Source organism: Xylophilus rhododendri (assembly GCF_009906855.1).
GTDB classification, from domain to species: domain Bacteria; phylum Pseudomonadota; class Gammaproteobacteria; order Burkholderiales; family Burkholderiaceae_C; genus Xylophilus; species Xylophilus rhododendri.
In genome coordinates this window covers 5310086-5329587 of the sequence record NZ_CP047650.1, presented here as the reverse complement: position 1 = coordinate 5329587, position 19502 = coordinate 5310086, and the positions used below count along the sequence as shown (strand labels likewise).

Here is a 19502-nt window from a genome sequence, read left to right as displayed (position 1 = left end):
CGCGCCGCAATACTCGTTCGCACCGGAAACACACCCGGTCCCACGAGTGCAGAACATGACAAGTCCCAGGGCTCCAGGCCCGCATTCCGCTGCCGCATTGCCGGTCTTCGACGTCGCCGTCATCGGCGGCGGGCTGGTCGGCTCGGCCATCGCCTACGGCCTGCGCGGCAGCGCCGCATCCATCGCCGTGCTGGACGAGGGCGACATCGCCCTGCGCGCCTCGCGCGGCAACTTCGGCCTGGTCTGGCTGCAGAGCAAGGGCTTCGGCCTGGGTGCCTACAGCGCCTGGACGCTGGGCTCCACCCGGCTCTGGCCGCGCCTGGCCGCGCAGCTGCAGGAGGAGACCGGCATCGACGTCGCCCTGGAGCAGAAAGGCGGCCTCACCCCGCTGATGGGCGACTACGAGATCGAGGCCCGCCTGGCCTGGGTGCACAAGCTGATGGCCCAGCCCGGAGTCGAGCCCTACGAATGGAAGCTGCTCGACCACCACCAGGCCGCATCCCTGGTGCCCGGCCTGGGCAAGGACGTGACCGGCGCGATCTGGACGCCGCACGACGGCATCGTCAACCCGCTCAAGCTGCTGCGCGCCTTCCACACCGCCTTCGACCGCAGCGGCGTGCGTTACCTGCCGCACCACGGCGTGACAGGCATCGCGCAGCAGGCCGATGGCGGGTTCACGCTGGACACCCCGCAAGGCCCGGTGCGCGCCCGCAAGATCGTGCTGGCCTCGGGCCTGCGCAACGGCGATCTGGGCAAGATGGTCGGCATCGACCTGCCCATGGCCCCGCAGCGCGGCCAGATCCTGGTGCTGGAACGCACCCGGCGCCTGCTCGACACGCCCATGGTCACCCTGCGCCAGAACGACGAAGGCTCCTGGCTGGTGGGCGACTCGCAGGAAGAGGCCGGTTATGCCGACCACATCACCACCCTGCCCATGCTGGCCACCCTGGCCGACCGCGCCGTGCGCACCATCCCCGCGCTGAAGGAGGTGCGGGCGGTGCGTGCCTGGTCGGCGCTGCGGGTGCGGGCGCAGGACGGCTTTCCGGTCTACGAGCAGTCGGCCAGCCACCCGGGCGCCTTCATCGTCACCTGCCACAGCGGCGTGACCCTGGCCGCCACCCACGCCCTGAAGCTCGCCCCCATGATCGCCGCCGGCACGCTGCCGGCCGAGCTGGACCATTTTTCGACCCGGAGATTCCATGTTCAGAAGACTTGATGCAGGCACCAGCGCGCCGCGCCCGGTGCGCATCACCGTGGACGGCCAGGCGCTCGACTGCCGCGAGGGCGACAGCGTGGCCGCCGCCCTGTTCGCGGGCGGCATCGCCGCCTGCCGCGACACGGCCGTCAGCGGCGCGGCACGGGGCCCCTTCTGCATGATGGGCGTGTGCTACGACTGCCTGGTCGGCATCGACGGCCGGCCCAACCAGCAGGCCTGCATGACCCGGGTGCGCGACGGCATGGCCGTCGAGCGCCAGATCGGCGCACGCGAGGTGGCGGTATGAGCCTGGACATCCTCAGTTGCGACCTGCTGGTGGTCGGCGCCGGCCCGGCCGGACTGGCTGCCGCCACCCGCGCCGCCGGCCTGGGCCTGGCCACGGTGCTGATCGACGAACAGCCCGCCCCCGGCGGCCAGATCTACCGCGCCGTCAGCAGCACGCCGGTGCAGGCGCGCGACATCCTGGGCGCCGACTACTGGCATGGCCTGGGCCTGCTGCAGCCCTTCTTCGACAGCGGCGCGAAACACCTGGCTTCGGCCACCGTCTGGTCGATCAACCGGCGCGACGGCGACGCCGGCTTCGAAGTCGCCTACTCGGTCGCCACACCCGGCCAGGACCCGCAGGCCGCCCTGCTGCACTGCCGCCACATCGTGCTGGCCACCGGCGCGCAGGAGCGACCCTTCCCCATCCCGGGCTGGACCCTGCCCGGCGTCATCACCGCCGGCGCCGCGCAGATCCTGCTCAAAACCTCCGGCGTGGTGCCCGAGGGCCGCACCGTGCTGGCCGGCGGCGGGCCGCTGCTCTACCTGCTGGCCTGGCAGTACCTGAACGCCGGCGTGAGGATCGAAGCCATCCTGGAGACCGCCCCGCCCGGCCAGTGGCGCAAGGCCCTGCCCTTCGCCTGGGGTTTCCTGCGCTCGCCCTATCTGGGCAAGGGCCTGAAGCTGCTGCGCGCGGTGCGTGCGGCCGTGCCCATCGTGCAGGGCGTGACCTCGCTCGAAGCCATCGCCGACGCCACCGGCCAGGTCGGCCAGCTGCGCTACGAAGCCGGCGGCCAGGGCCGCACCATCGCGGTGGACCAGCTGCTGCTGCACCAGGGCGTGGTGCCCAATACCAACCTGTCGCGCGCCATCGGCGCGGAGCATGAATGGAGCGAGCGGCAGGACTGCTGGCAGCCGGTGGTCGATGCCTGGGGCGCGAGTTCGGTGCCGCAGCTCACCATCGCCGGCGACGGTGCCGGCATCGCCGGTGCGGCGGCCGCCGAACACCGGGGCCGCATCGCCGCCGTGCATGCCGCCGCCGCGCTGGGCTGCATCGATTCCGCGACCCGCGACCGCGAGGCCGCGCCGCACCGGGCCGCGCTGACACTGGCCACCCGGGGCCGCGAATTCTTCGAGGCCCTGTACCAGGCGCCGCCGCAGTTCCGCCGCCCGGTGGGCGACACCATCGTCTGCCGCTGCGAGGAAGCCACCGCCGAGCAGGTGCGCCACGCCGCCCGCCTGGGCTGCCAGGGCCCGAACCAGCTCAAAGCCTTCCTGCGCTGCGGCATGGGCCCCTGCCAGGGCCGCTTCTGCGGGCTGACCGTGACCGAACTCATCGCCGACGAGCAGCAGCGCCATCCCCGCGAGGTGGGCTACTACCGCCTGCGTTTTCCCACCAAGCCGGTGACGCTGGGCGAGATCGCCTCGCTGCCGCAGACCGATCACTCGCGCCAGTCGGTGGTGCGCTTCAGGAAATAAGACCCGAGACAGCCGTCCAGCGAAAAGCACCGGGGCGACACACGACCCCGAACGGCCTCCCCATCCAGACCCTCGCCACACCAGAACAAGCCAGCAAAGAAGACATCTCCACACCAACGCTTTTTCCGAGGATCACCATGGGTTTGTTCAAGATCGTCCCCGCCGTCGCACTCGCCCTGGCCGCCGCGAGCGGCTTCGCGCAGGACCTGCCGCCCGGCCCCATCCGCCTGCTGGTCGGCTTCGCGCCCGGCGGCGGCAACGATGTCATCGCCCGCACCGTGGCCACCCAGTTCCAGCTCAACACCAAGGAAGTGATGGTGGTGGAGAACAAGCCCGGCGGCGGCAGCACCGTGGCCACCGCCGAGATGGCGCGCGCCCGGCCCAACGGCTCGGTGCTGCTGCTGGGCTCGGTGGGCGGACAGGCGATTGCGCCCTCCATCTACAGCAAGCTGCCCTACGACCCGGTCAAGGGCGTGCAGGCGGTGTCGCTGGTGGCCAAGTCGGCCAATGCGCTGGTGGTCAACTCGGAACTGCCGGTGAAGAACGTGCAGGAGCTGGTGGCCTATGCCAAGGCGCATCCGGGCACGCTGAACGTGACCTCGCCGGGCAACGGCACCATTTCGCACCTGTCGGCCGAACTGTTCAAGAGCATGGCCGGTGTCTTCATCACCCACATCCCCTACCGCGGCGACGCGCCCGCCATGCAGGACGTGATGGCCGGCCAGGCGCAGATGACCTTCGCCAGCCTGCCCTCGGCCAAGGCCGGCGCCGACAGCGGCAAGGTGCGCATCCTGGCCGTGACCAGTTCGAAGCGGGTGGAGACCATGCCCAACATCCCCACCATCGCCGAATCCGGCGTGCCGGGCTACGAGGTGCTGTCCTGGTACGGCGTGTTCACCACCGGCGGCACGCCCATGCCCACGGTCAACCGGCTGGCGCAGGAGATCGCCGCCGTGATCGCGCAGCCGGCCATCCGCGAGTCGATCAGCAAGATGGGCATGGAGCCCGCCGCCCTCGGCCCGGTGGACTTCACCCAGCTGGTCAACAGCGATTCGCAGAAGTGGGACAAGGTGGTGAAGACGGTCGGCATCAAGCTCGACTGACCGCCATGCGAACCCCTTTCAACCCCACCCGGGCGGCGTGGGCCGGCCTGCTGCTGGCCAGCGCTTTCAACACCTGGGCCGCAACGCCCGACTGGCTGCACGTGGTGCGGCGCGACAGCTACGACGGCGTGAACGACGACCTGGTCACCGGCGGCCTGGGCGTGGCCGGCCTCACCGGCACGCCCGGCCCTTACGCCGACCCCGCCGCGCCCACCTTCGCCGAGCTGCGCCGCGCGGTGCTGAACCGGCCGCCCGGCGCGGCCAACGGCTTCGGCCGGCTGTTCGGCCCCAACGTCGATCCGCGCACCGGCCGGGTGAGCGGCGACGGCCGCATCGCCGGCGACGAAGTGCTGGCTTATGCCGACGACGGCAGCGGGCGGCGCATGGCCGGCCTGCTGCTGCAGGTGCCGCGCAGCTTCGATCCGGCCCATGCCTGCATCGTGGCCATCGCCACGCCGGGCAGCCAGAACGTCTGGGGCGACATGCAGCGCGCCGGCTACTGGGGCCTGGTGCGCGGCTGCGCCGTGGCCTGGGCCGACAAGGGGCTGGGCGCGGGCGTGTTCGACCTCGACGCCGGGCGCGGCGTGGGGATCGACGGCCGCCTCGTCGGCCCGGCCGAGGCCCGCATGCCGGCCGCGGCCGGTGCGTTCTCCGCATCGCATCCGCACCGCCTGGCCTACAAATGGGCGCATGGCGGCTGGACGCAGGAGGCCGACTGGGGCCAGTCGGTGCTGCGTGCGGTGGAGTTCGCGCTGGCCGAGCTGGGCGGCCGCAGCTGGCCGGGCCAGGCCACGGTCACGCGGGCGAACACCCGGGTGATCGCGGCCGGCTTCTCCAACGGCGGCGGCGCGGTGCTCAAGGCGGCCGAGCAGGACAGCGGGCACCTGCTCGACGGCGTGGTCGCCATGTCGCCGCAGATCATGACGCCGGCCAACCCGCGTGTGGTGATCGCGCAGGGCCAGCGCGTCCGGGCCGGCGGCAACCGCACCATCCTCGACCTGCTGAGCTACTCCAACCTCTACCGCTCCTGCGCCGCGCTGGCCTTGCCCGGCACGCCCGGGGCGGCCGGTTTGAAGTTCGCGGCCAACCGCTGCACGTCGCTCGTCGAAGCGGGCTTGCTGAAGGTGGGCGACACCGCGAGCCAGGCACAGGAAGCCCTGGACCGCCTGCACGCCTTCGGCATGCAGCCCGAGGCGGACGCCCAGGTCGCCGGCAGCGCCCTGGCCGAACAGAGCACGCTGGGCCAGGCCAGCCAGTACGGCCGCTTCACCGTGGCCGAGAACCTGTGCGGCCTGAGCTTCGCCGCCATCGACAAGGAGGGTCGCCCACGCCCGGCGACGCCGGCCGAATCCGCCCAATGGTTCGCCACCCAGCTGGGCGGCACGCCGGACGGCCGCATCGTTAGCGTCATCAACGATGCCGACCCGAACGGGCCCCGGCAATCGTCGCTGTCGGTGTCGCGCTCCACCGGCCGGCAGGACTACAACTTCGACGCGGCGCTGTGCCTGCGTGAACTGGTGGTCGGCCACTCGGCGGATGCCTTGCGGGTGCAGGAGGGCCTGCGTTCGGTGATGGCGACGGCCGACGTCGGCGCGCTGCCCACGCTGATCGTGCACGGCCGCGCCGACCTGGTGGAGCCGCCGGACTTCACCAGCCGCGCCTACCTCGGCCTGAACTCGCTGGTCTCCGCGCACACCGATGCCCTGCGCTACATCGAGGTGACCAACGCCACCCACGGCGAGCCGGGGGCCGGCGCCAGGGGCCTGGTGCCCCTGTCGCCCTACCAGCTGCAAGCACTGGAGGCCCTGTGGTCGCACCTGGCCGACGGCAAGCCCCTGCCGCCCAGCCAGCTGGTGCGCACCGCGGCCCCGAGCGGCATGGCCAAGGGCCAGCCGCAGGTGGAGGCGGCCGACCTGCCGCCGATCCGCCAGCAGCCGGCGCGCCGCGACCGCATCCTGGTCAAGGCCGGCCGGGTGACCGTGCCCGACTGACCGGGGCACTGCCGGGGAAGGAGCTCATTCGAGCTTCACCCCGGCATCCTCGATCACCTTGGTCCACTTCGGCACCTCCTTCTGCAGCAGCTGCCCGAAGGCCTCGGGCGTGCTGCCCACCACCTCCACGCCCTGCTCGCGGAACTGGCGGATCACCTCGGGTTCCTTGAGGATGGCCACGATGTCCTGGTTGGCCTTGTCGACGATGGCCTTGGGCGTGCCGGCCGGCATCTGCATGCCGAACCAGACGTTCACCTCGTAGCCCGGCACGCCGGATTCGGCCACCGTCGGCACCTCCGGCAGCAGCACCGCGCGGCTGGTGCCGGTGACGCCGATGGGCTTGATCTTGCCGGCCTTGATCTGCTGCATCACGTTGGGCACGTTGTCGAAGAGCACGTCGATCTCGCCGCCCAGCATGGCCATCACGGCCGGGGCGCTGCCCTTGTAGGGCACATGGGTCATCCTGCTCTGCGTCATCGCCTCGAAGAGTTCCATCGACAGGTGGTTGGACGAGCCCGAGCCGGTCGAGCCGTAGTTGAGCTTGCCCGGCCGGGCCTTGGCCATGGCGATCAGCTCGGCCACGCTGGACACGCCCAGGTCGTTGCGCACCACCAGCACGTTCTGCGTACTCGCCGCCCAGATCAGCGGCGTGAAATCCTTCAGCGCGTGGTAGGGCAGCTTGTTTCCGTAGAGCGCCGGCAGCGCCGAGAAGGGCAGCGGCGTGATCAGCATGGTGTAGCCGTCGGCCGGCGCCTTGGCCACCAGGTTGTTGCCCAGCACCGTGTTGCCGCCGGGGCGGTTGTCCACCACCACCGACTGCTTCCAGCTGCGGCCCAGGCGTTCGCCCACGGTGCGCGCCAGGGTGTCGTTGAACCCGCCCGGCGTGTAGGGTACGACGATGCGGACCGGCTTGCTCGGATAGTCGTCGGCCAGCGCCGGGGCGCCCAGGCAGAGGCCCACCAGCAGGGGTGCGAGCAGGCGCGCGAAGCGGCTTATCTTGAGGTCCATGGCTGTCTCCTTTTTTGGGTTCGCCGGATGGCGGGTCTCAGAACTTCACGACATAGCCGGGGCCATCCACCATCGGGTATTGGTCGAAGATGGACTCGTCCACCTCGATGCCCAGGCCGTGTCCGGTCGGCGGCTCCACGCAGCCGTCCGCACCGATGGCGAAGGTGTCGCCGAACATGTCGCGGAAGGGGTTGAACTTGGAGACGCAGGCTTCGAAGTAGCCGGCGTTCTCGGTGGCGGCCAGGAAGTGCAGCGTGGCCGCATGGTTGAGCCCGGTGGCCGAGCTGTGCGCATGCACCGGGATGCGGAAGGCCGAGGCCATGGCGGCGATACGCACGCCTTCGGTGATGCCGCCGCTCTTCGACAGGTCCGGCTGCCAGACCTGCACCGCGCGTGCATCCAGCATCTGGCCGAACTCGAAGCGGGTGAAATGGTTCTCGCCGGCGGCGATCGGCACCAGCGGCGTGATCCTGGCGGCCTCGCGGTAGGAGGCGAAGTCGTTGCAGGCGAAGGGTTCCTCCAGCCAGCCGGCCTGGATGTCGGCGAGCACCGGCAGCACCCGACGCACGTCGGCGATGGTGTAGGCGGTGTTGGCGTCGGTGAGGATGTCGATGTCCTCGCCCAGCACCTTGCGCACATGGCGCACGCGGGCGATGTCGTCCTTCACCGTGTCGCCGATGCGCAGCTTGACGGCCTTGTAGCCGCGCGCCACGTATTCCTGCGCCTCCTCGGCCAGCGACTCGGGCGCCTGATAGCCCAGCGCGATGCCGCCGGCATAGGCCGGTATGCGGCGCCGGCTGCCGCCCAGCAGTTCGTAGAGCGGCATCTTGGCGGCCTTGCCGCGGATGTCCCACAAGGCCATGTCGATGCCCGACAGCGCCAGGCAGGTGCCCGCGCCCAGGCCGTGGCTGGACAGCTGCATGCGGTGCACCCGCTGCCACGCGCCCACGCAGTCGGTGGCCTCCATGCCGACCAGGAGCGGCTGCAGGGTGTTGTGCACCAGGCTGACGATGGCGCCCGGGCTGCGGCCCGGGTGCGCCTCGCCGTAGCCGGTGATGCCTTCGGAGGTCTCGACGCGGATGACGATGGCGTCGCGCTTCAGGGTGCTGCCGATGCCCATGGTCACCGTCTTGCCCTCGGGCAGGCGGAAGGACAGCGGGACGGCGGTGATGCGGGTGATCTTCAAGGTGATGTCTCCTGTGGTGTTGTGGGGTGCGCCGTGAACACGGCCGGGTTGACGGTATTGGCCGGCCGCTCGCCGCGCAGCAGGGCCTGCAGGGTGTCCACCGCCAGCAGGCCCATGGCGCGTTCGGCCTCTTGCGTGACACCGGCCAGGTGCGGGGTCAGCAGCACGCCGGGATGGCGGCGCAGCCGGCTGCCGGACGGCAGGGGCTGGGTGGCGAACACATCGAGCACCGCGCCGGCCAGCCGGCCCTGCTCCAGGGCATCGGCCAGGTCTTCCTCCTGCACCACCGGGCCGCGGCCGACGTTGACCAGCAGCGCATGCGGCCGGGCATGGCGCAGCACCCGGGCATCGACCAGGCCGCGGGTGGCGGGGGTGAGCGGACAGGCGATGACGATGACATCGCTGGCCTCGAACAAGGCTTCGAGCGGCATCGCCGCGATGCCCTCGGGCACGGCCGATGGCGTCTGCGTGCAGGTGGAGATACGCATGCCGAAGCCGTGTTCGCCGATGGCCGCGATCCGCCTGCCGACCGCACCGAAACCCAGCAGGCCCAGCGTGCGCCCGCGCAGCTCGAAGGTGCGGGCGCCGGCCTGGGTGCGGGCAGACCAGTCGCCCGCGCGTACCCGCGCATCGAAGGCTGCCAGCTGCCGGCTGTGCGCCAGCAGGCCGGCGAAGACGTACTCGGCCACCGCATTGGCATTGACGGCCGGTGTGTTGCCGACCGGAATGCCATGCGCCGTGGCCCGGTCCACCGGGATGAAGTCCAGGCCCACGCCCTGGCGCATCACGGCGCGCAGGGCCAGCGGGCGTTCGAACAGGTCAGCCGGGAGCTGGCGGCGCACGATCAGCCCCTGCACCCTGCCCACCGCTTCGCGCAGTGCGTCGTCGCTCTGCGCCGGGCTCAGGCCGGGCGGCAGGTACTGCAGCTCGGCCCAGCAGGCGAGGCGCTCGGCCACGTCGGGATGCAGGCCGTCGGTGGAGAGCACCACCGGCCTTCTTGTCTCCAGGATGTCCACGATGTCTATCCTTTTGTCTTATGAATAGATCATACAAGTTGGAAGACAAGCTGGCCCCTGTGGAGGACCCTGAGACCGGCTCAGCGTTGAGGGTCGGTACCCAGCTTGACCTTGGCCAGCCGCTGCGCGGTGGCGCGGCTGTCGCCGGTCCAGAACTCCTGGCCGGCATGCTGCAGGCGCACCGCCGTGTTCTGCATGTGCAGGAAGGCCGCCTCCCGCGCGGCGGCCGGGTCCCTGGCGCGGATCGCCGCGCACAGCGCCGCATGCTCGGCCAGCACCTCGCCGGCCAGGTCGGCGCGGCGGGCCTCGTTGCTGCGGGTCAGGCGGATGGTGTCGTGCAGCGAGCGGGTCAGCATGCCCAGCAGCTCGGTGTAGTGGCTGTTGTGGGTGGCGCGCGAGATGGTGAGATGGAAGGCCAGGTCTTCCTGCACCCCGTCGCCGCCGGCCTTCACCGCGCGGGCGATGTCCTTGAGCGCGGCCTGGATGGCGGCCATCTCGGCTGTAGTGCGGCGTTCGGCGGCCAGGGCGGCCATCTCGGCCTCGATGCCGCGGCGCAGTTCCAGGATGCGCACCACCGCCTGGGCCGGATCCTCGTCGCTGCGGCCCAGGCGGAAGGCCTCCGAGGCCTGGGCCTCGCGCACCACCGTGCCGCTGCCCTGGCGGGTCTCGACCAGGCCCTCGGACTTCAGACGCGAGATCGCCTCGCGGATCACCGTGCGGCTCACGCCGTACTGCTCGGTCATGAACTGCTCGGTGGGCAGCCGGGCATGGGCCGGATAGACGCGGCTGCGGATCTGCTGGGCCAGCAGGCCGGTGATGCGGTCGGCGAGCGTCCCCTCGGCGCCGGCACGGGCGCCAGGGGTGGCGGAGGTTCGGGGAGTGGCCATGGACGAAAGGACGGAATCGGGATTTCGAGAATACCACCGGGCCCTGATCGGCTTGACAATTGATATGACGTATTTGTAATACCTTCGATGCCCACACCCTCCCCGACCAGCCGCCTACGCGCCTATCTCTGCCGCCGGCTCACGCCCGCCATCGAGGCCGCGCTGCACGAACGCTTCGAGCTGGCCGTCAACGAGGACGATTCCATCCTGCCCCCGGCCGACATCGTGCAGCGGGCCCGGGGCGCCGAACTGCTCTTCGTCACCGCCACCGAATCGCTGCGCGCCGAGACGCTGGCGCAGCTGCCCGGCCTGCGCACCATCGCCACGCTGTCGGTCGGCTTCGACCACATCGACCTGCCCGCCGCCCGCGCCGCCGGCATCCGGGTGCTGAACACGCCCGATGTGCTGAGCGATGCCTGCGCCGAGATCGCGCTGATGCTGCTGCTCAACGCCTGCCGGCGCGGCCACGAGGCCGACCAGATGGTGCGCAGCGGCGCCTGGCCCGGCTGGGCGCCGACGCAGTTGCTGGGCATGGGCCTGGTGGGCCGGCGGCTGGGCATCTTCGGCATGGGCCGCATCGGCCGGGCCATCGCGGTCCGTGCGCGGGGTTTCGGGCTGCGCATCCAGTACCACAACCGCCAGCGGCTGGAGCCTGGGCTGGAAGACGGCGCCCTCTACTTTGACTCGCTCGACGGCCTGCTGCAGCACAGCGACATCCTCATGATCGCCGCGCCCGGCTCCCCCGCCCTGCGCGGCGTGTTCGATGCCGAGCGGCTCGCCCGCCTGCCGCGTGGTGCGGTCGTGGTGAACATCTCGCGCGGCGACCTGGTGCAGGACGAGGCCCTGATCGCCGCCCTGCGCAACGGCCATCTGCTGGGCGCCGGCCTGGACGTCTTCGCCAACGAGCCCCAGGTGCACCCCGGCTACCGTACGCTCAACAACGTGTTCCTGTCCCCCCACATCGGCAGCGCCACCCACGAGACACGCGATGCCATGGGCTGGCTGCTGATCCACGGCATCGAGGCCCTGGCCCGCGGTCAGTCGCCCGACAACCTGCTGACCTGATTCGAACACCCAACCCCAAGGAGACAGACATGGACAAACCGCGCATCGCCCTGATCGGCGTCGGCATGATGGGCCACGGCATCGCCCGCAACATCCTCAAGCACGGCTATGCGCTGACGGTGCTGGAGCATGCGGGCAACCAGCCGCTGGATGAGCTGAAGAACAGCGGTGCGCGCAGCGAGCCGGGCATCCCCGGGCTGGCGGCGGGCGCCGACATCGTGATCCTGTGCGTCACCGGCACTCCCCAGGTCGAGGCGGTGCTGCTCGGCGAGGGCGGCGTGCTGCAGGCCATGCGGCCGGGCACCATCGTGATCGACTGCTCCACCGCCATCCCCACCTCCACCGAGCGCCTGGCCGCCGAGGTGCAGCGCGCGGGCGGGCGCTTCCTCGACACGCCCATGACCCGCTCGCCCAAGGAAGCGGCCGAGGGCCGGCTGAACCTGCTGGTGGGTGGCGACGCGGCCCTGTTCGCCGAATGCCGGCCGCTGCTGGCCTGCTTCGCCGAGAACATCAGCCATTGCGGCCCGGTCGGCGCGGGCCACCGCATGAAGCTGCTGCACAACTTCGTGTCGCTGGGTTTCGTCTCGCTGCTGGCCGAGGCCGCGGCCTGCGCGCAGGAGGCCGGCGTGGATACCGCCGTGTTCGTGGAGGTGTTGGGCAAGGGCGGCGGCGGCGGCGCGGCGCTGGAGCGGGTCAAGCCCTACCTGACCACGCGCGATCCCTCGGCCCTGCGGTTCACCGTGGCCAACGGCGTGAAGGACCTGGGCTACTACACCACCATGGCGCGCGAGGCCGGTGCCCAGCACGACATCGCCGACAGCGTGCTGGCGGCGCTGGGCCAGGCGCTGGACCTGGGCGGGCCGCAGGCGCTGATGCCGGAACTGGTCTCGCTGTTCCAGGGCGCGCCGGCCACGCAGGCCTAGGCTCCTAGCCGGCCTGGGCGCCCTGCTCGCGCATCGCCGCCGTGATGCCCGGCACGGTGCGCAGCACATGGGCGCGCATCATGGCTTCCATGTGCGCCGCATCGCCGGCCTTGAGCGTGGCGACCAGTTCCTCGTGCACGTCCTGCAGGTAGGCGCTGGAAGAGCGGTTCTCCAGCCACAGCCGCATCAGCGGCTCCACCACCAGATGCAGGGCCGCGATCTGGTGCATCAGCCGCGGCGCATCGGCGATGGCGCAGAAACGCTCGTGGAACTGGCGGTGCTCGGTGATCCAGTCGGCGGTGTTGGCCGCGCTGTTGCGCATGCGGATCAGCAGCTGCTCCAGGTCCAGCAGGTCGGCCGGCGTCACCCGGGAGACGGCCATGGAGGCGGCCAGGCCTTCGAGCACGGCGCGCATCTCGAAGACCTCGCGCACCTCCTTCTCGGTCAGGCCGCGCACCACCGCGCCGCGGTTGGGCCGCAGCACGATCAGGCCCTCGGCAGCCAGGCGGTTCAAGGCCTCGCGCACCGGCATGCGGCTCATGCCGATGGCGTTGGCGATCTCGTCGGGCACCAGGCGGTATCCCGGCCGCATCGTGCCCATGCGGATCGCCTGGCGGATGTGCTGGTAGGCCTCCTCCTGCGCGGTCGAATGCCCATGCTCGAAGGGCGGCGGACGGTGGGCAAGCATCGAAGAAGGTCCTGGCTGGCGGGGCGACAAAAAAAGGATTCTAGGGTCCGGTGAGGCGGCGCAGGCCTTGCACCAGGGCGGGGCAGGACCTTCGCGTAAATCCGGGCACGGCTCGTGCTTCGGGTTTACCAGTCTTCAAATTGGATCCACATATCCTAATATCCACTCATTGCCGAGGATTGTCCATGCTTCTGAAAACATTGCGCCTGCCCCTGTTCACCGTCGTGCTGTCCGCACTCGCCACCGTGGCCGCCGCGCAGGCGCCGGCCGGCTGGCCGAGCAAGCCGGTGAAGATCATCGTGCCCTTCCAGGCCGGCTCCGCCACCGATCTGCTGAGCCGCCAGATCGGCACCGGCCTGAGCCAGGCCCTGAACCAGCCCTTCCTGATCGACAACAAGCCCGGCGCCGCCGCCATGATCGGCAGCGACGCGGCGGCCCGCGCGCCGGGCGACGGCTACACCCTGCTGATGAGCGGCCCGGCCTCCATGGTCACCAACCGCTTCCTCTACAAGAACCTCAGCTACAACCCGGACGCCTTCGAGAAAGTGGGCATGGTGGCGATCACGCCGAACGTGCTGCTGGCCAATCCCTCCCTGCCCTTCAAGACGCTGCCGGAGATGGTGGCCTACGCCAAGGCGCATCCGGGCCAGCTGACCTATGCCTCCTTCGGCGCCGGCACCACCTCCCACATGGCCGGCGAGCTGCTGCGCCAGGTGGCCGGCATCGACATCGTGCATGTGCCCTACAAGGGCGCGGCCGAGGCGATTCCCGCGCTGCTGTCGGGCCAGGTCTCGATGTACTTCGACACCATCATGACGGCCCTGCCCCAGGTCAAGGCCGGCAAGCTGCGGGCGCTGGGCGTCTCCAGCGCCACCCGCGCCCTGATGGCGCCGGACATCCCCACCATCGCCGAGCAGGGCTATCCCGGCTACGACATCGCGCCCTGGTACGGCATCGTGGCCAGCCACGGCACGCCGCCCGCCGTCGTGGAAAAGCTCAACGCCGAGATCAACAAGCTGCTGAACAACCCCGAGTTCCGCGAGCGCCTGGTGGCCACCGGCGCCGAGGCGCGCGGCGGCAGCGTGGCCGACTTCGAGGCCTTCATCAAGACCGAGATCCCGCGCACCGAGAAGCTGGTGCGCCAGTCCGGCCTGGCCATGCAGTAAGCCGGCCCGCCATTCTTTCCTTCCCCTGTCCCCTCCCCGCCTCCCATGCAAGATTTCGACTGGTCCTTCCCCTACCGTTCGCAGAAGATGCCGCTGCTCGCGGCCAACGCCGTCAGCACCAGCCAGCCGCTGGCCGCGCAGGCAGGGCTGCAGATGCTGCAGCAGGGCGGCAATGCGATCGACGCGGCCATCGCCACCGCGATCGCGCTGACGGTGGTCGAGCCGGTGATGAACGGCATCGGCGGCGACCTGTTCGCCCAGGTCTGGCACGAGGGCAGGCTGTACGGCCTGAACGCCAGCGGACGCTCCCCGGCCGCCTGGACACCCGAGCATTTCGCCGGCTACCAGACCATGCCCAAGGTGGGCTGGGACACGGTGACGGTGCCCGGCGCCGTCTCGGGCTGGAAGGCCCTGTCGGACCGCTTCGGCAAGCTGCCCTTCGAGCGCCTGTTCGCCCCGGCCATCGGCTATGCACGCGACGGCTTTTTGGTCTCGCCGCAGATCGCCCGCCAGTGGGCGGCTCAGCTGCCGGTGCTGATCGAACAGCCGGGATTCCGGGAGGCGTTCACCATCGACGGCCGCGCGCCACGCGCGGGTGAGGTCTGGCGTTTCCCCGACCAGGCCCGCACCCTGGCCGACATCGCCGCCACCGGCGGCCGCAGCTTCTACCAAGGCGCGCTGGCCGAACGCATCGCAGAACATGCGGCCAAGACCGGCGGCAGCATCACGAAGGCGGACCTCGCCGCCCAGCAGGTCGGCTGGGTAGCCCCGATCTCGCAGAGCTTTCGAGGCCACGAGCTGCACGAGCTGCCGCCCAACGGCCAGGGCATCGCCGCCCTGATCGCGCTCGGCATCGTGGAGCGTTTCGACATCGAGGCCATGGGCCGCGACAGCGCCGACTTCTACCACCTGGGCATCGAGGCGATGAAACTCGCCTTCGCCGACCTGCACGCCCATGTGGCCGACCCGGCCCACATGCTGGTGCCGCCGGCCGCGTTGCTGGGTCCCGCCTACCTGGCCTCGCGCGCGGATTTGATCCAGATGGACCGCGCCTCGGTGCCCATGGCCGGCGTGCCCAAGCCGGGCGGCACGGTGTACCTGGCGGCGGCGGATGCGGCGGGCAGCATGGTGTCCTTCATCCAGTCCAACTACCGCGGCTTCGGCTCGGGTGTGGTGGTGCCGGGCACCGGCATCGGCCTGCACAACCGGGGCGAGAGCTTCAGCCTGCAGCCGGGCCATGCCAACCGCGTGGCGCCGGGCAAGCAGCCTATGCACACCATCATCCCGGGCTTCGTCACCCGGGGCGGCGAGCCGCTGATGGCCTTCGGCGTGATGGGCGGCTCGATGCAGGCCCAGGGCCATTTGCAGATGATGCTGCGCCTGGCCTCCTTCCATCAGAACCCGCAGGCCATGAGCGACGCGCCGCGTTTCCGGGTGGAGAACGGGCCGGTGGTGCATGTGGAGGCGCACATGCCGACCGCCGTGGTGCAGGAGCTGATCGCGCGCGGCCACGACGTGCAGGTGGCGCCGCCCGACAGCCTGGAGTTCGGCTCGGCCCAGCTGATCCACCGCATCGAGGGCGGCTATGTGGCCGCCAGCGATTCGCGGCGCGACGGCCAGGCCGTCGGCTTCTAGGCTCCGCCCACCTTACTGGTCGAAGCCCGGGCTCTGGCGCGCCGCCTGCCGCAGCAGCGGCTGCCAGACCACCTCCGGCCCGCGGCCCCGCCGGCCGGCCGCGATCTGCTCGGGTGCGCCGGCGATGATCTCCGGCGCGATGGTCCGCAGCGCCCCGCCGCCGGCCTGGGCCCGCACCTGGATCATGCAGGCGGCCTCGAACTTGTGCATGGCCAAAAAGGCATCGGCGGCCGAGCGGCCGGTGGTGAGCAGGCCGTGGTTGCGCAGCATCAGGAACTGCCGGTCGGCCAGGTCGCGCGCCAGCGTCGCGCGCTCGGCGTCCTTGAGGGCGATGCCTTCGTAGTCGTGGTAGCCCAGCGAGTTCATCACGAAGAGCGCCTGCTGCGAGATCGGCAGCAGGCCCTGCTCCTGTGCCGACACCGCCACGCCGTTGATCGAATGCAGGTGCATCACGAAATGCGCATCCGGCCGGGCGGCATGCACCGTGCTGTGGATGAGGAAGCCGGCGGGGATGATGTCGTAGTCCGACTCCATCACCTTCCTGCCCTGCAGGTCCACCTTGACCAGGCTGGACGCGGTCACCTCGTCGAACATCACGCCGTAGGGGTTGATGAGGAAATGGTCGGTGTCCGGGATCCGGGCGGTGAGGTGGGTGAAGATCAGGTCGGTCCAGCCGAACAACGCCGCCAGGCGGTAGCAGGCGGCGAGGTCCACCCGCATCTTCCATTCGGTTTCATCGACGAGGTGGCGGACGCTGGGGAACTGGAGCTGGGCGATGGTCATGGGGGGAGTCGGGAAGGCTGAGGATGTCGGGCGTGGCCCTTGCCACGACCATACCGAAGCCGGCCCTCGCCACGCAGCCGGCTAAACCCTGCCCGTAGCGCCGTGCGATCAGCCCTGCGGCGGCAGCACCGGCACATGGAACTCCAGCACCGATCCGGGCTGGCCCGGCTGGAAGCGGCCGTCGTAGTACTCGAAACTGGGGCCCTCGGCCACGCGCAGGCCCGAGGCCGGCAGCAACACGCCCCAGATCGCCGCCATGGCCGACTTGACCTGCAGGTGCAGGTCGCCCGCACCCAGGGTGATGCTGAACACCACATAACTCGCCGCCGCCACCTGCTTCAGGCTGAAGCCGGCCGGCGGCTGCGTGCCCGGCTCCACGGCCACGCCGGGCATGTAGTCGAAGCCGCCGGTGGCGGGGTCGTAGCCCCACGTCAGCCCGTAGCTGATCCAGCCGCCGGTCTGGCCGGCCAGCGGCAAGGCGGTCAGGAGCGTCGGCCACAGCTGCGGGATGGCGGCCGCGTTCGCGGCGTCGAAGCGGCGCGTGGGGCCGGCGACGGTGAAGGCGTCGCGCCGGGCCAGGTCGGGCAGGCAGACGACAGCGGGGGAGGACAGGTCGGCGAGGTTCATGCGCCGGATTGTCGGGCCGATGCCGTCTCGCGCCGCGCCCGCTGCTCCATCACATCCAGCGCCATGATGTGCGCCAGGTGCGACAGGCCCTGCGGCAGGTTGCCCAGATGGGCGCCGGTGTCGGCATCGATCATCTCGCTGAAGACGCCGTTGCCCGCCTGCAGGCCGTCCACCGCGCGGCGGATCATGCGGGTGCCGGCCTCTTCCTGGTCCAGCAGCAGGTGCGCTTCGGCGATCCAGAAGGTGCAGGCGATGAAGCAGGCCTCCTCCTCGCGCATGCCGGTGTAGCGGTAGTGGAAGGCGCCGTGGGAGAGTTCGCGGTCCAGCGCGGCCACGGTGCCCAGCAGGCGATCGTGGCCATCGAAGCGGAAACGCACGGCCAGGGCGAGCGAGGCGTCGAGCTTCTCGGTGCCGGGGTACATCACATAGGACTGTTTCGCTTCGGACCAGCAGTTCTCGACGATCCAGGCCTCGATGCGATCGCGCTCGCGGAACCACCGGTCCCGGCAGGTGGTGGGCAGCTGGCCGCCGTCGGCCAGTTCCACGGCACGGGCCAGGGCCTGCCAGCAGCTGATCTTGGAGTTGGTGTAGTGCTCGGCCTCGGCCAGCTCCCAGATGCCGTGGTCCTTCAGGCGCCAGCTGTCGGCGCACAGGTCGGCCATGCGGGCCAGCAGGTGCGCACTGGAGGCATCGAGGATGTTGCCGCCATCGACGAAACGCGAGGCGGTCTCGAAGATGTCGCCGAAGACGCCGTGCTGGCGCTGCTCGGCCGCCAGGTTGCCGGTGCGCACCGGGCCGCTGTGGCGGTAGCCGGCCACGCCGATCTCCTGCTCCGGCCCGACCTTCTGGCCGTGCAGGGTGAAGCAGACCTGCGGGCCATGTTCCTCCATGCGCTTGAGCAGCCAGGTGAAGGCGGCCTTGGCCTCGGCATTGGCGCCGGCCGCCAGGAAGGCCTTGACCGTGTAGCCGGCGTCGCGGATCCAGGCGTAGCGGTATTCGAAGTTCTTGCCGCCGCCGATCTTCTCCGGCAGGGAGCTGGTGGCGGCGGCGGCGATCGCGCCGGTGGGCGAGAAGAGCAGCAGCTTCAGGGCGAGCGCGCTGCGGCGGAATTCGTCGCGGAAGGGGCCGCCGTATTTGAGGCCTTCGGTCCAGCGCCGCCATTCCTGGTCGGAGATCTCGATGCGTGCGTCGATGTCTTCCACCGTGGGCACGACCAGCGGTTCGTCCTCGCCCGCCACGATGGCCGCGAGCTGGCGCTGGCCGGCCTCGATGCGCAGGCTGCCGCGCACGCCTTCGTCGGAGCGTTCGACCTGCCAGGCATCGCCGTGCACGAACACGCCGAGCACCCGGTCCACGTGGAAGACCGAGTGCTTGCCGATGGTCGACTGGTAGGGGCTGGCGGCATCGGCGCGGCGGCCGAAGATGATGGTCAGTTCGAACTCCACCCAGCCTTCCAGGCCCTCGACGCGCCGCGCCAGTTCGGCCCAGGGCAGGCGCCCGGCGGTGCCGCTGTTGAGCGATTCGACGATGCGCGCCGTGCCGGTGGGAGTGACGAAGACGGTCTCGCAGACATTGCTGTCGCGGCGGTACTGCTGGCGGGACTGGAAGCGGCCGCGGGGCGTGATGGCGAAGACGCCGCCCTGCTCCGCGTCCATCAGCCGGTTGAAGAGCGGCGGCGAATCCAGGTTGGGCACGCACCACCAGTCGATGGCGCCGTCCAGGCCCGACAGGGCCACGGCCCGGCCGTCGCCGAGGATGCCGTATTGCTCCAGCGGCAAATAGCCGTCGATGCGCTGGACGGACTTGAGGTCCCGGGGGAGAGGTCTGCTTGTTGTGTGGGCTTCATGTCGCCATGGCGAAAGTGATCCGGCACCTTGGCAGCAGCGCGGGCGGCGTGGTGTACGCCAAAGCGGCACGGGCGCCGTAGGACGGCGGTGGGAACATGGGCCCCACCGCGGCTGCGGGCGCTGTCCTACGCCTTTGCCCCGTGCCCGCCTTCGCGGCGCGGCGTGCGGCCTGCCTACGGTGCAGGCTTCCACAAACGAAGGAGCTACTCATGAAATCCAAAGCACTCACCGCAGCAGCCCTGATCGCCTGCGCCGGCGCACTGGCCTCGGCACCCGCCATGGCCCAGACCTCGGGCTCGGCCATGGGCTCGGGCTCCACCTCGGTTCAAGGCAATACCGGCTCCGGCAACGCCACCTCCACCCTGAAGAAGGATGGCGCGATGAACGGTGCGGGCTCCGGCGCCGCACGCAGCAGCGGCACCGGCATGACCGGCTCCATGGGCGGCTCGATGAGCGGCGGCGGCATGGCCAAGCCCGGCTCGGCCGCCGGCGACAGCAGCACCGGCACCACCGGCAATGTGGGTGCCTCCGGCGGCATGGGCGCCGGTGCCAATACCGGCATGAGCGGCCAGGGCTCGCTCAAGACCACGCCGGGCTCGATGCCGGCCAAGTAAGCCGGTC

18 protein-coding genes are annotated in these 19502 nt (G+C 70.6%); 10 read left to right on the top strand and 8 right to left on the bottom strand.

Features of this window, described 5'->3' with window-relative positions:
• The first annotated feature begins 55 nt into the window (after positions 1–55).
• The 5 genes from GT347_RS24615 (at position 56) to GT347_RS24595 (ending at position 6050) form a co-directional block, all read left to right on the top strand.
• Positions 56–1216, top strand: a complete 1161-nt coding sequence (locus GT347_RS24615) for an NAD(P)/FAD-dependent oxidoreductase (RefSeq protein ID WP_160554698.1) — start codon at positions 56–58, stop codon at positions 1214–1216.
• Complete coding sequence (locus GT347_RS24610) at positions 1200–1502, top strand: (2Fe-2S)-binding protein (RefSeq protein ID WP_160554697.1); 303 nt, start codon at positions 1200–1202, stop codon at positions 1500–1502. Before GT347_RS24615 ends, GT347_RS24610 begins: the two co-directional genes overlap by 17 nt.
• On the top strand, positions 1499–2956 hold the full coding sequence (locus tag GT347_RS24605; protein ID WP_160554696.1) for an FAD/NAD(P)-dependent oxidoreductase: 1458 nt from the start codon (positions 1499–1501) through the stop codon (positions 2954–2956). The genes GT347_RS24610 and GT347_RS24605 overlap by 4 nt, the downstream gene beginning before the upstream one ends.
• A gap of 137 nt (positions 2957–3093) precedes the next feature.
• The gene (locus GT347_RS24600) at positions 3094–4059 is read left to right on the top strand and encodes a Bug family tripartite tricarboxylate transporter substrate binding protein (RefSeq protein ID WP_229722485.1); all 966 of its coding nucleotides are present in this window, start codon (positions 3094–3096) and stop codon (positions 4057–4059) included.
• 5 nt (positions 4060–4064) lie between these two features.
• Complete coding sequence (locus GT347_RS24595) at positions 4065–6050, top strand: 3-hydroxybutyrate oligomer hydrolase family protein (protein WP_160554695.1); 1986 nt, start codon at positions 4065–4067, stop codon at positions 6048–6050.
• Between the two features lie 24 nt (positions 6051–6074).
• Here the strand turns inward: GT347_RS24595 and GT347_RS24590 are convergent, their stop codons facing one another.
• The 4 genes from GT347_RS24590 to GT347_RS24575 all read right to left on the bottom strand — a co-directional run bounded on the left by GT347_RS24590 (position 6075) and on the right by GT347_RS24575 (position 10147).
• The gene (locus tag GT347_RS24590; protein ID WP_160554694.1) at positions 6075–7058 is read right to left on the bottom strand and encodes a tripartite tricarboxylate transporter substrate binding protein; all 984 of its coding nucleotides are present in this window, start codon (positions 7056–7058) and stop codon (positions 6075–6077) included.
• Between the two features lie 37 nt (positions 7059–7095).
• Positions 7096–8244: a mandelate racemase/muconate lactonizing enzyme family protein gene (locus GT347_RS24585; RefSeq protein ID WP_160554693.1), complete on the bottom strand. Its 1149-nt coding sequence runs from the start codon at positions 8242–8244 to the stop codon at positions 7096–7098.
• Positions 8241–9260 carry an NAD(P)-dependent oxidoreductase gene (locus GT347_RS24580; protein WP_229722483.1) on the bottom strand — a complete coding sequence of 340 codons (1020 nt, stop codon included), beginning with the start codon at positions 9258–9260 and terminating at the stop codon, positions 8241–8243. Before GT347_RS24580 ends, GT347_RS24585 begins: the two co-directional genes overlap by 4 nt.
• An 80-nt stretch (positions 9261–9340) precedes the next feature.
• Positions 9341–10147: a FadR/GntR family transcriptional regulator gene (locus tag GT347_RS24575; protein ID WP_160554692.1), complete on the bottom strand. Its 807-nt coding sequence runs from the start codon at positions 10145–10147 to the stop codon at positions 9341–9343.
• A gap of 87 nt (positions 10148–10234) precedes the next feature.
• Here GT347_RS24575 and GT347_RS24570 point away from each other — a divergent pair, with 87 nt between their 5' ends.
• Positions 10235–11212 (top strand): 2-hydroxyacid dehydrogenase, encoded by a 978-nt coding sequence (locus GT347_RS24570; RefSeq protein WP_160554691.1) that lies wholly within the window; start codon positions 10235–10237, stop codon positions 11210–11212.
• A gap of 29 nt (positions 11213–11241) precedes the next feature.
• Positions 11242–12135, top strand: coding sequence for an NAD(P)-dependent oxidoreductase (locus GT347_RS24565; RefSeq protein WP_160554690.1), 894 nt, complete (start codon positions 11242–11244; stop codon positions 12133–12135).
• 4 nt (positions 12136–12139) lie between these two features.
• Here the strand turns inward: GT347_RS24565 and GT347_RS24560 are convergent, their stop codons facing one another.
• Positions 12140–12823 (bottom strand): GntR family transcriptional regulator, encoded by a 684-nt coding sequence (locus GT347_RS24560; RefSeq protein ID WP_160554689.1) that lies wholly within the window; start codon positions 12821–12823, stop codon positions 12140–12142.
• Between the two features lie 185 nt (positions 12824–13008).
• Between GT347_RS24560 and GT347_RS24555 the strand changes: the two genes are divergently transcribed.
• Together GT347_RS24555 and GT347_RS24550 are read left to right on the top strand one after the other, a co-directional pair.
• Positions 13009–13989, top strand: coding sequence for a Bug family tripartite tricarboxylate transporter substrate binding protein (locus tag GT347_RS24555; protein ID WP_160554688.1), 981 nt, complete (start codon positions 13009–13011; stop codon positions 13987–13989).
• Positions 13990–14034: 45 nt separating this feature from the next.
• Positions 14035–15624 (top strand): gamma-glutamyltransferase family protein, encoded by a 1590-nt coding sequence (locus GT347_RS24550; RefSeq protein WP_160554687.1) that lies wholly within the window; start codon positions 14035–14037, stop codon positions 15622–15624.
• Between the two features lie 12 nt (positions 15625–15636).
• Here GT347_RS24550 and GT347_RS24545 read toward each other — a convergent pair whose 3' ends face one another.
• The 3 genes from GT347_RS24545 to GT347_RS24535 all read right to left on the bottom strand — a co-directional run bounded on the left by GT347_RS24545 (position 15637) and on the right by GT347_RS24535 (position 18812).
• The gene (locus GT347_RS24545) at positions 15637–16407 is read right to left on the bottom strand and encodes a class II aldolase/adducin family protein (RefSeq protein WP_160554686.1); all 771 of its coding nucleotides are present in this window, start codon (positions 16405–16407) and stop codon (positions 15637–15639) included.
• 108 nt (positions 16408–16515) lie between these two features.
• Positions 16516–17034, bottom strand: a complete 519-nt coding sequence (locus GT347_RS24540; RefSeq protein WP_160554685.1) for a GyrI-like domain-containing protein — start codon at positions 17032–17034, stop codon at positions 16516–16518.
• Positions 17031–18812, bottom strand: a complete 1782-nt coding sequence (locus tag GT347_RS24535; RefSeq protein ID WP_160554684.1) for a glycoside hydrolase family 15 protein — start codon at positions 18810–18812, stop codon at positions 17031–17033. Before GT347_RS24535 ends, GT347_RS24540 begins: the two co-directional genes overlap by 4 nt.
• A gap of 278 nt (positions 18813–19090) precedes the next feature.
• Between GT347_RS24535 and GT347_RS24530 the strand changes: the two genes are divergently transcribed.
• On the top strand, positions 19091–19495 hold the full coding sequence (locus tag GT347_RS24530; protein WP_160554683.1) for a hypothetical protein: 405 nt from the start codon (positions 19091–19093) through the stop codon (positions 19493–19495).
• Positions 19496–19502 lie beyond the last annotated feature (7 nt).

Excerpts from the sequence above, each read along its gene's own strand:
- GT347_RS24570 (WP_160554691.1), top strand. The coding sequence starts at position 10,235 with ATGCCCACACCCTCCCCGACCAGCCGCCTACGCGCCTATCTCTGCCGC.
- GT347_RS24575 (WP_160554692.1), bottom strand. The coding sequence starts at position 10,147 with ATGGCCACTCCCCGAACCTCCGCCACCCCTGGCGCCCGTGCCGGCGCC.
- GT347_RS24605 (WP_160554696.1), top strand. The coding sequence starts at position 1,499 with ATGAGCCTGGACATCCTCAGTTGCGACCTGCTGGTGGTCGGCGCCGGC.
- GT347_RS24555 (WP_160554688.1), top strand. The coding sequence starts at position 13,009 with ATGCTTCTGAAAACATTGCGCCTGCCCCTGTTCACCGTCGTGCTGTCC.
- GT347_RS24545 (WP_160554686.1), bottom strand. The coding sequence starts at position 16,407 with ATGACCATCGCCCAGCTCCAGTTCCCCAGCGTCCGCCACCTCGTCGAT.
- GT347_RS24600 (WP_229722485.1), top strand. The coding sequence starts at position 3,094 with ATGGGTTTGTTCAAGATCGTCCCCGCCGTCGCACTCGCCCTGGCCGCC.
- GT347_RS24530 (WP_160554683.1), top strand. The coding sequence starts at position 19,091 with ATGAAATCCAAAGCACTCACCGCAGCAGCCCTGATCGCCTGCGCCGGC.
- GT347_RS24610 (WP_160554697.1), top strand. The coding sequence starts at position 1,200 with ATGTTCAGAAGACTTGATGCAGGCACCAGCGCGCCGCGCCCGGTGCGC.
- GT347_RS24595 (WP_160554695.1), top strand. The coding sequence starts at position 4,065 with ATGCGAACCCCTTTCAACCCCACCCGGGCGGCGTGGGCCGGCCTGCTG.
- GT347_RS24560 (WP_160554689.1), bottom strand. The coding sequence starts at position 12,823 with ATGCTTGCCCACCGTCCGCCGCCCTTCGAGCATGGGCATTCGACCGCG.
- GT347_RS24540 (WP_160554685.1), bottom strand. The coding sequence starts at position 17,034 with ATGAACCTCGCCGACCTGTCCTCCCCCGCTGTCGTCTGCCTGCCCGAC.
- GT347_RS24590 (WP_160554694.1), bottom strand. The coding sequence starts at position 7,058 with ATGGACCTCAAGATAAGCCGCTTCGCGCGCCTGCTCGCACCCCTGCTG.
- GT347_RS24550 (WP_160554687.1), top strand. The coding sequence starts at position 14,035 with ATGCAAGATTTCGACTGGTCCTTCCCCTACCGTTCGCAGAAGATGCCG.
- GT347_RS24565 (WP_160554690.1), top strand. The coding sequence starts at position 11,242 with ATGGACAAACCGCGCATCGCCCTGATCGGCGTCGGCATGATGGGCCAC.
- GT347_RS24615 (WP_160554698.1), top strand. The coding sequence starts at position 56 with ATGACAAGTCCCAGGGCTCCAGGCCCGCATTCCGCTGCCGCATTGCCG.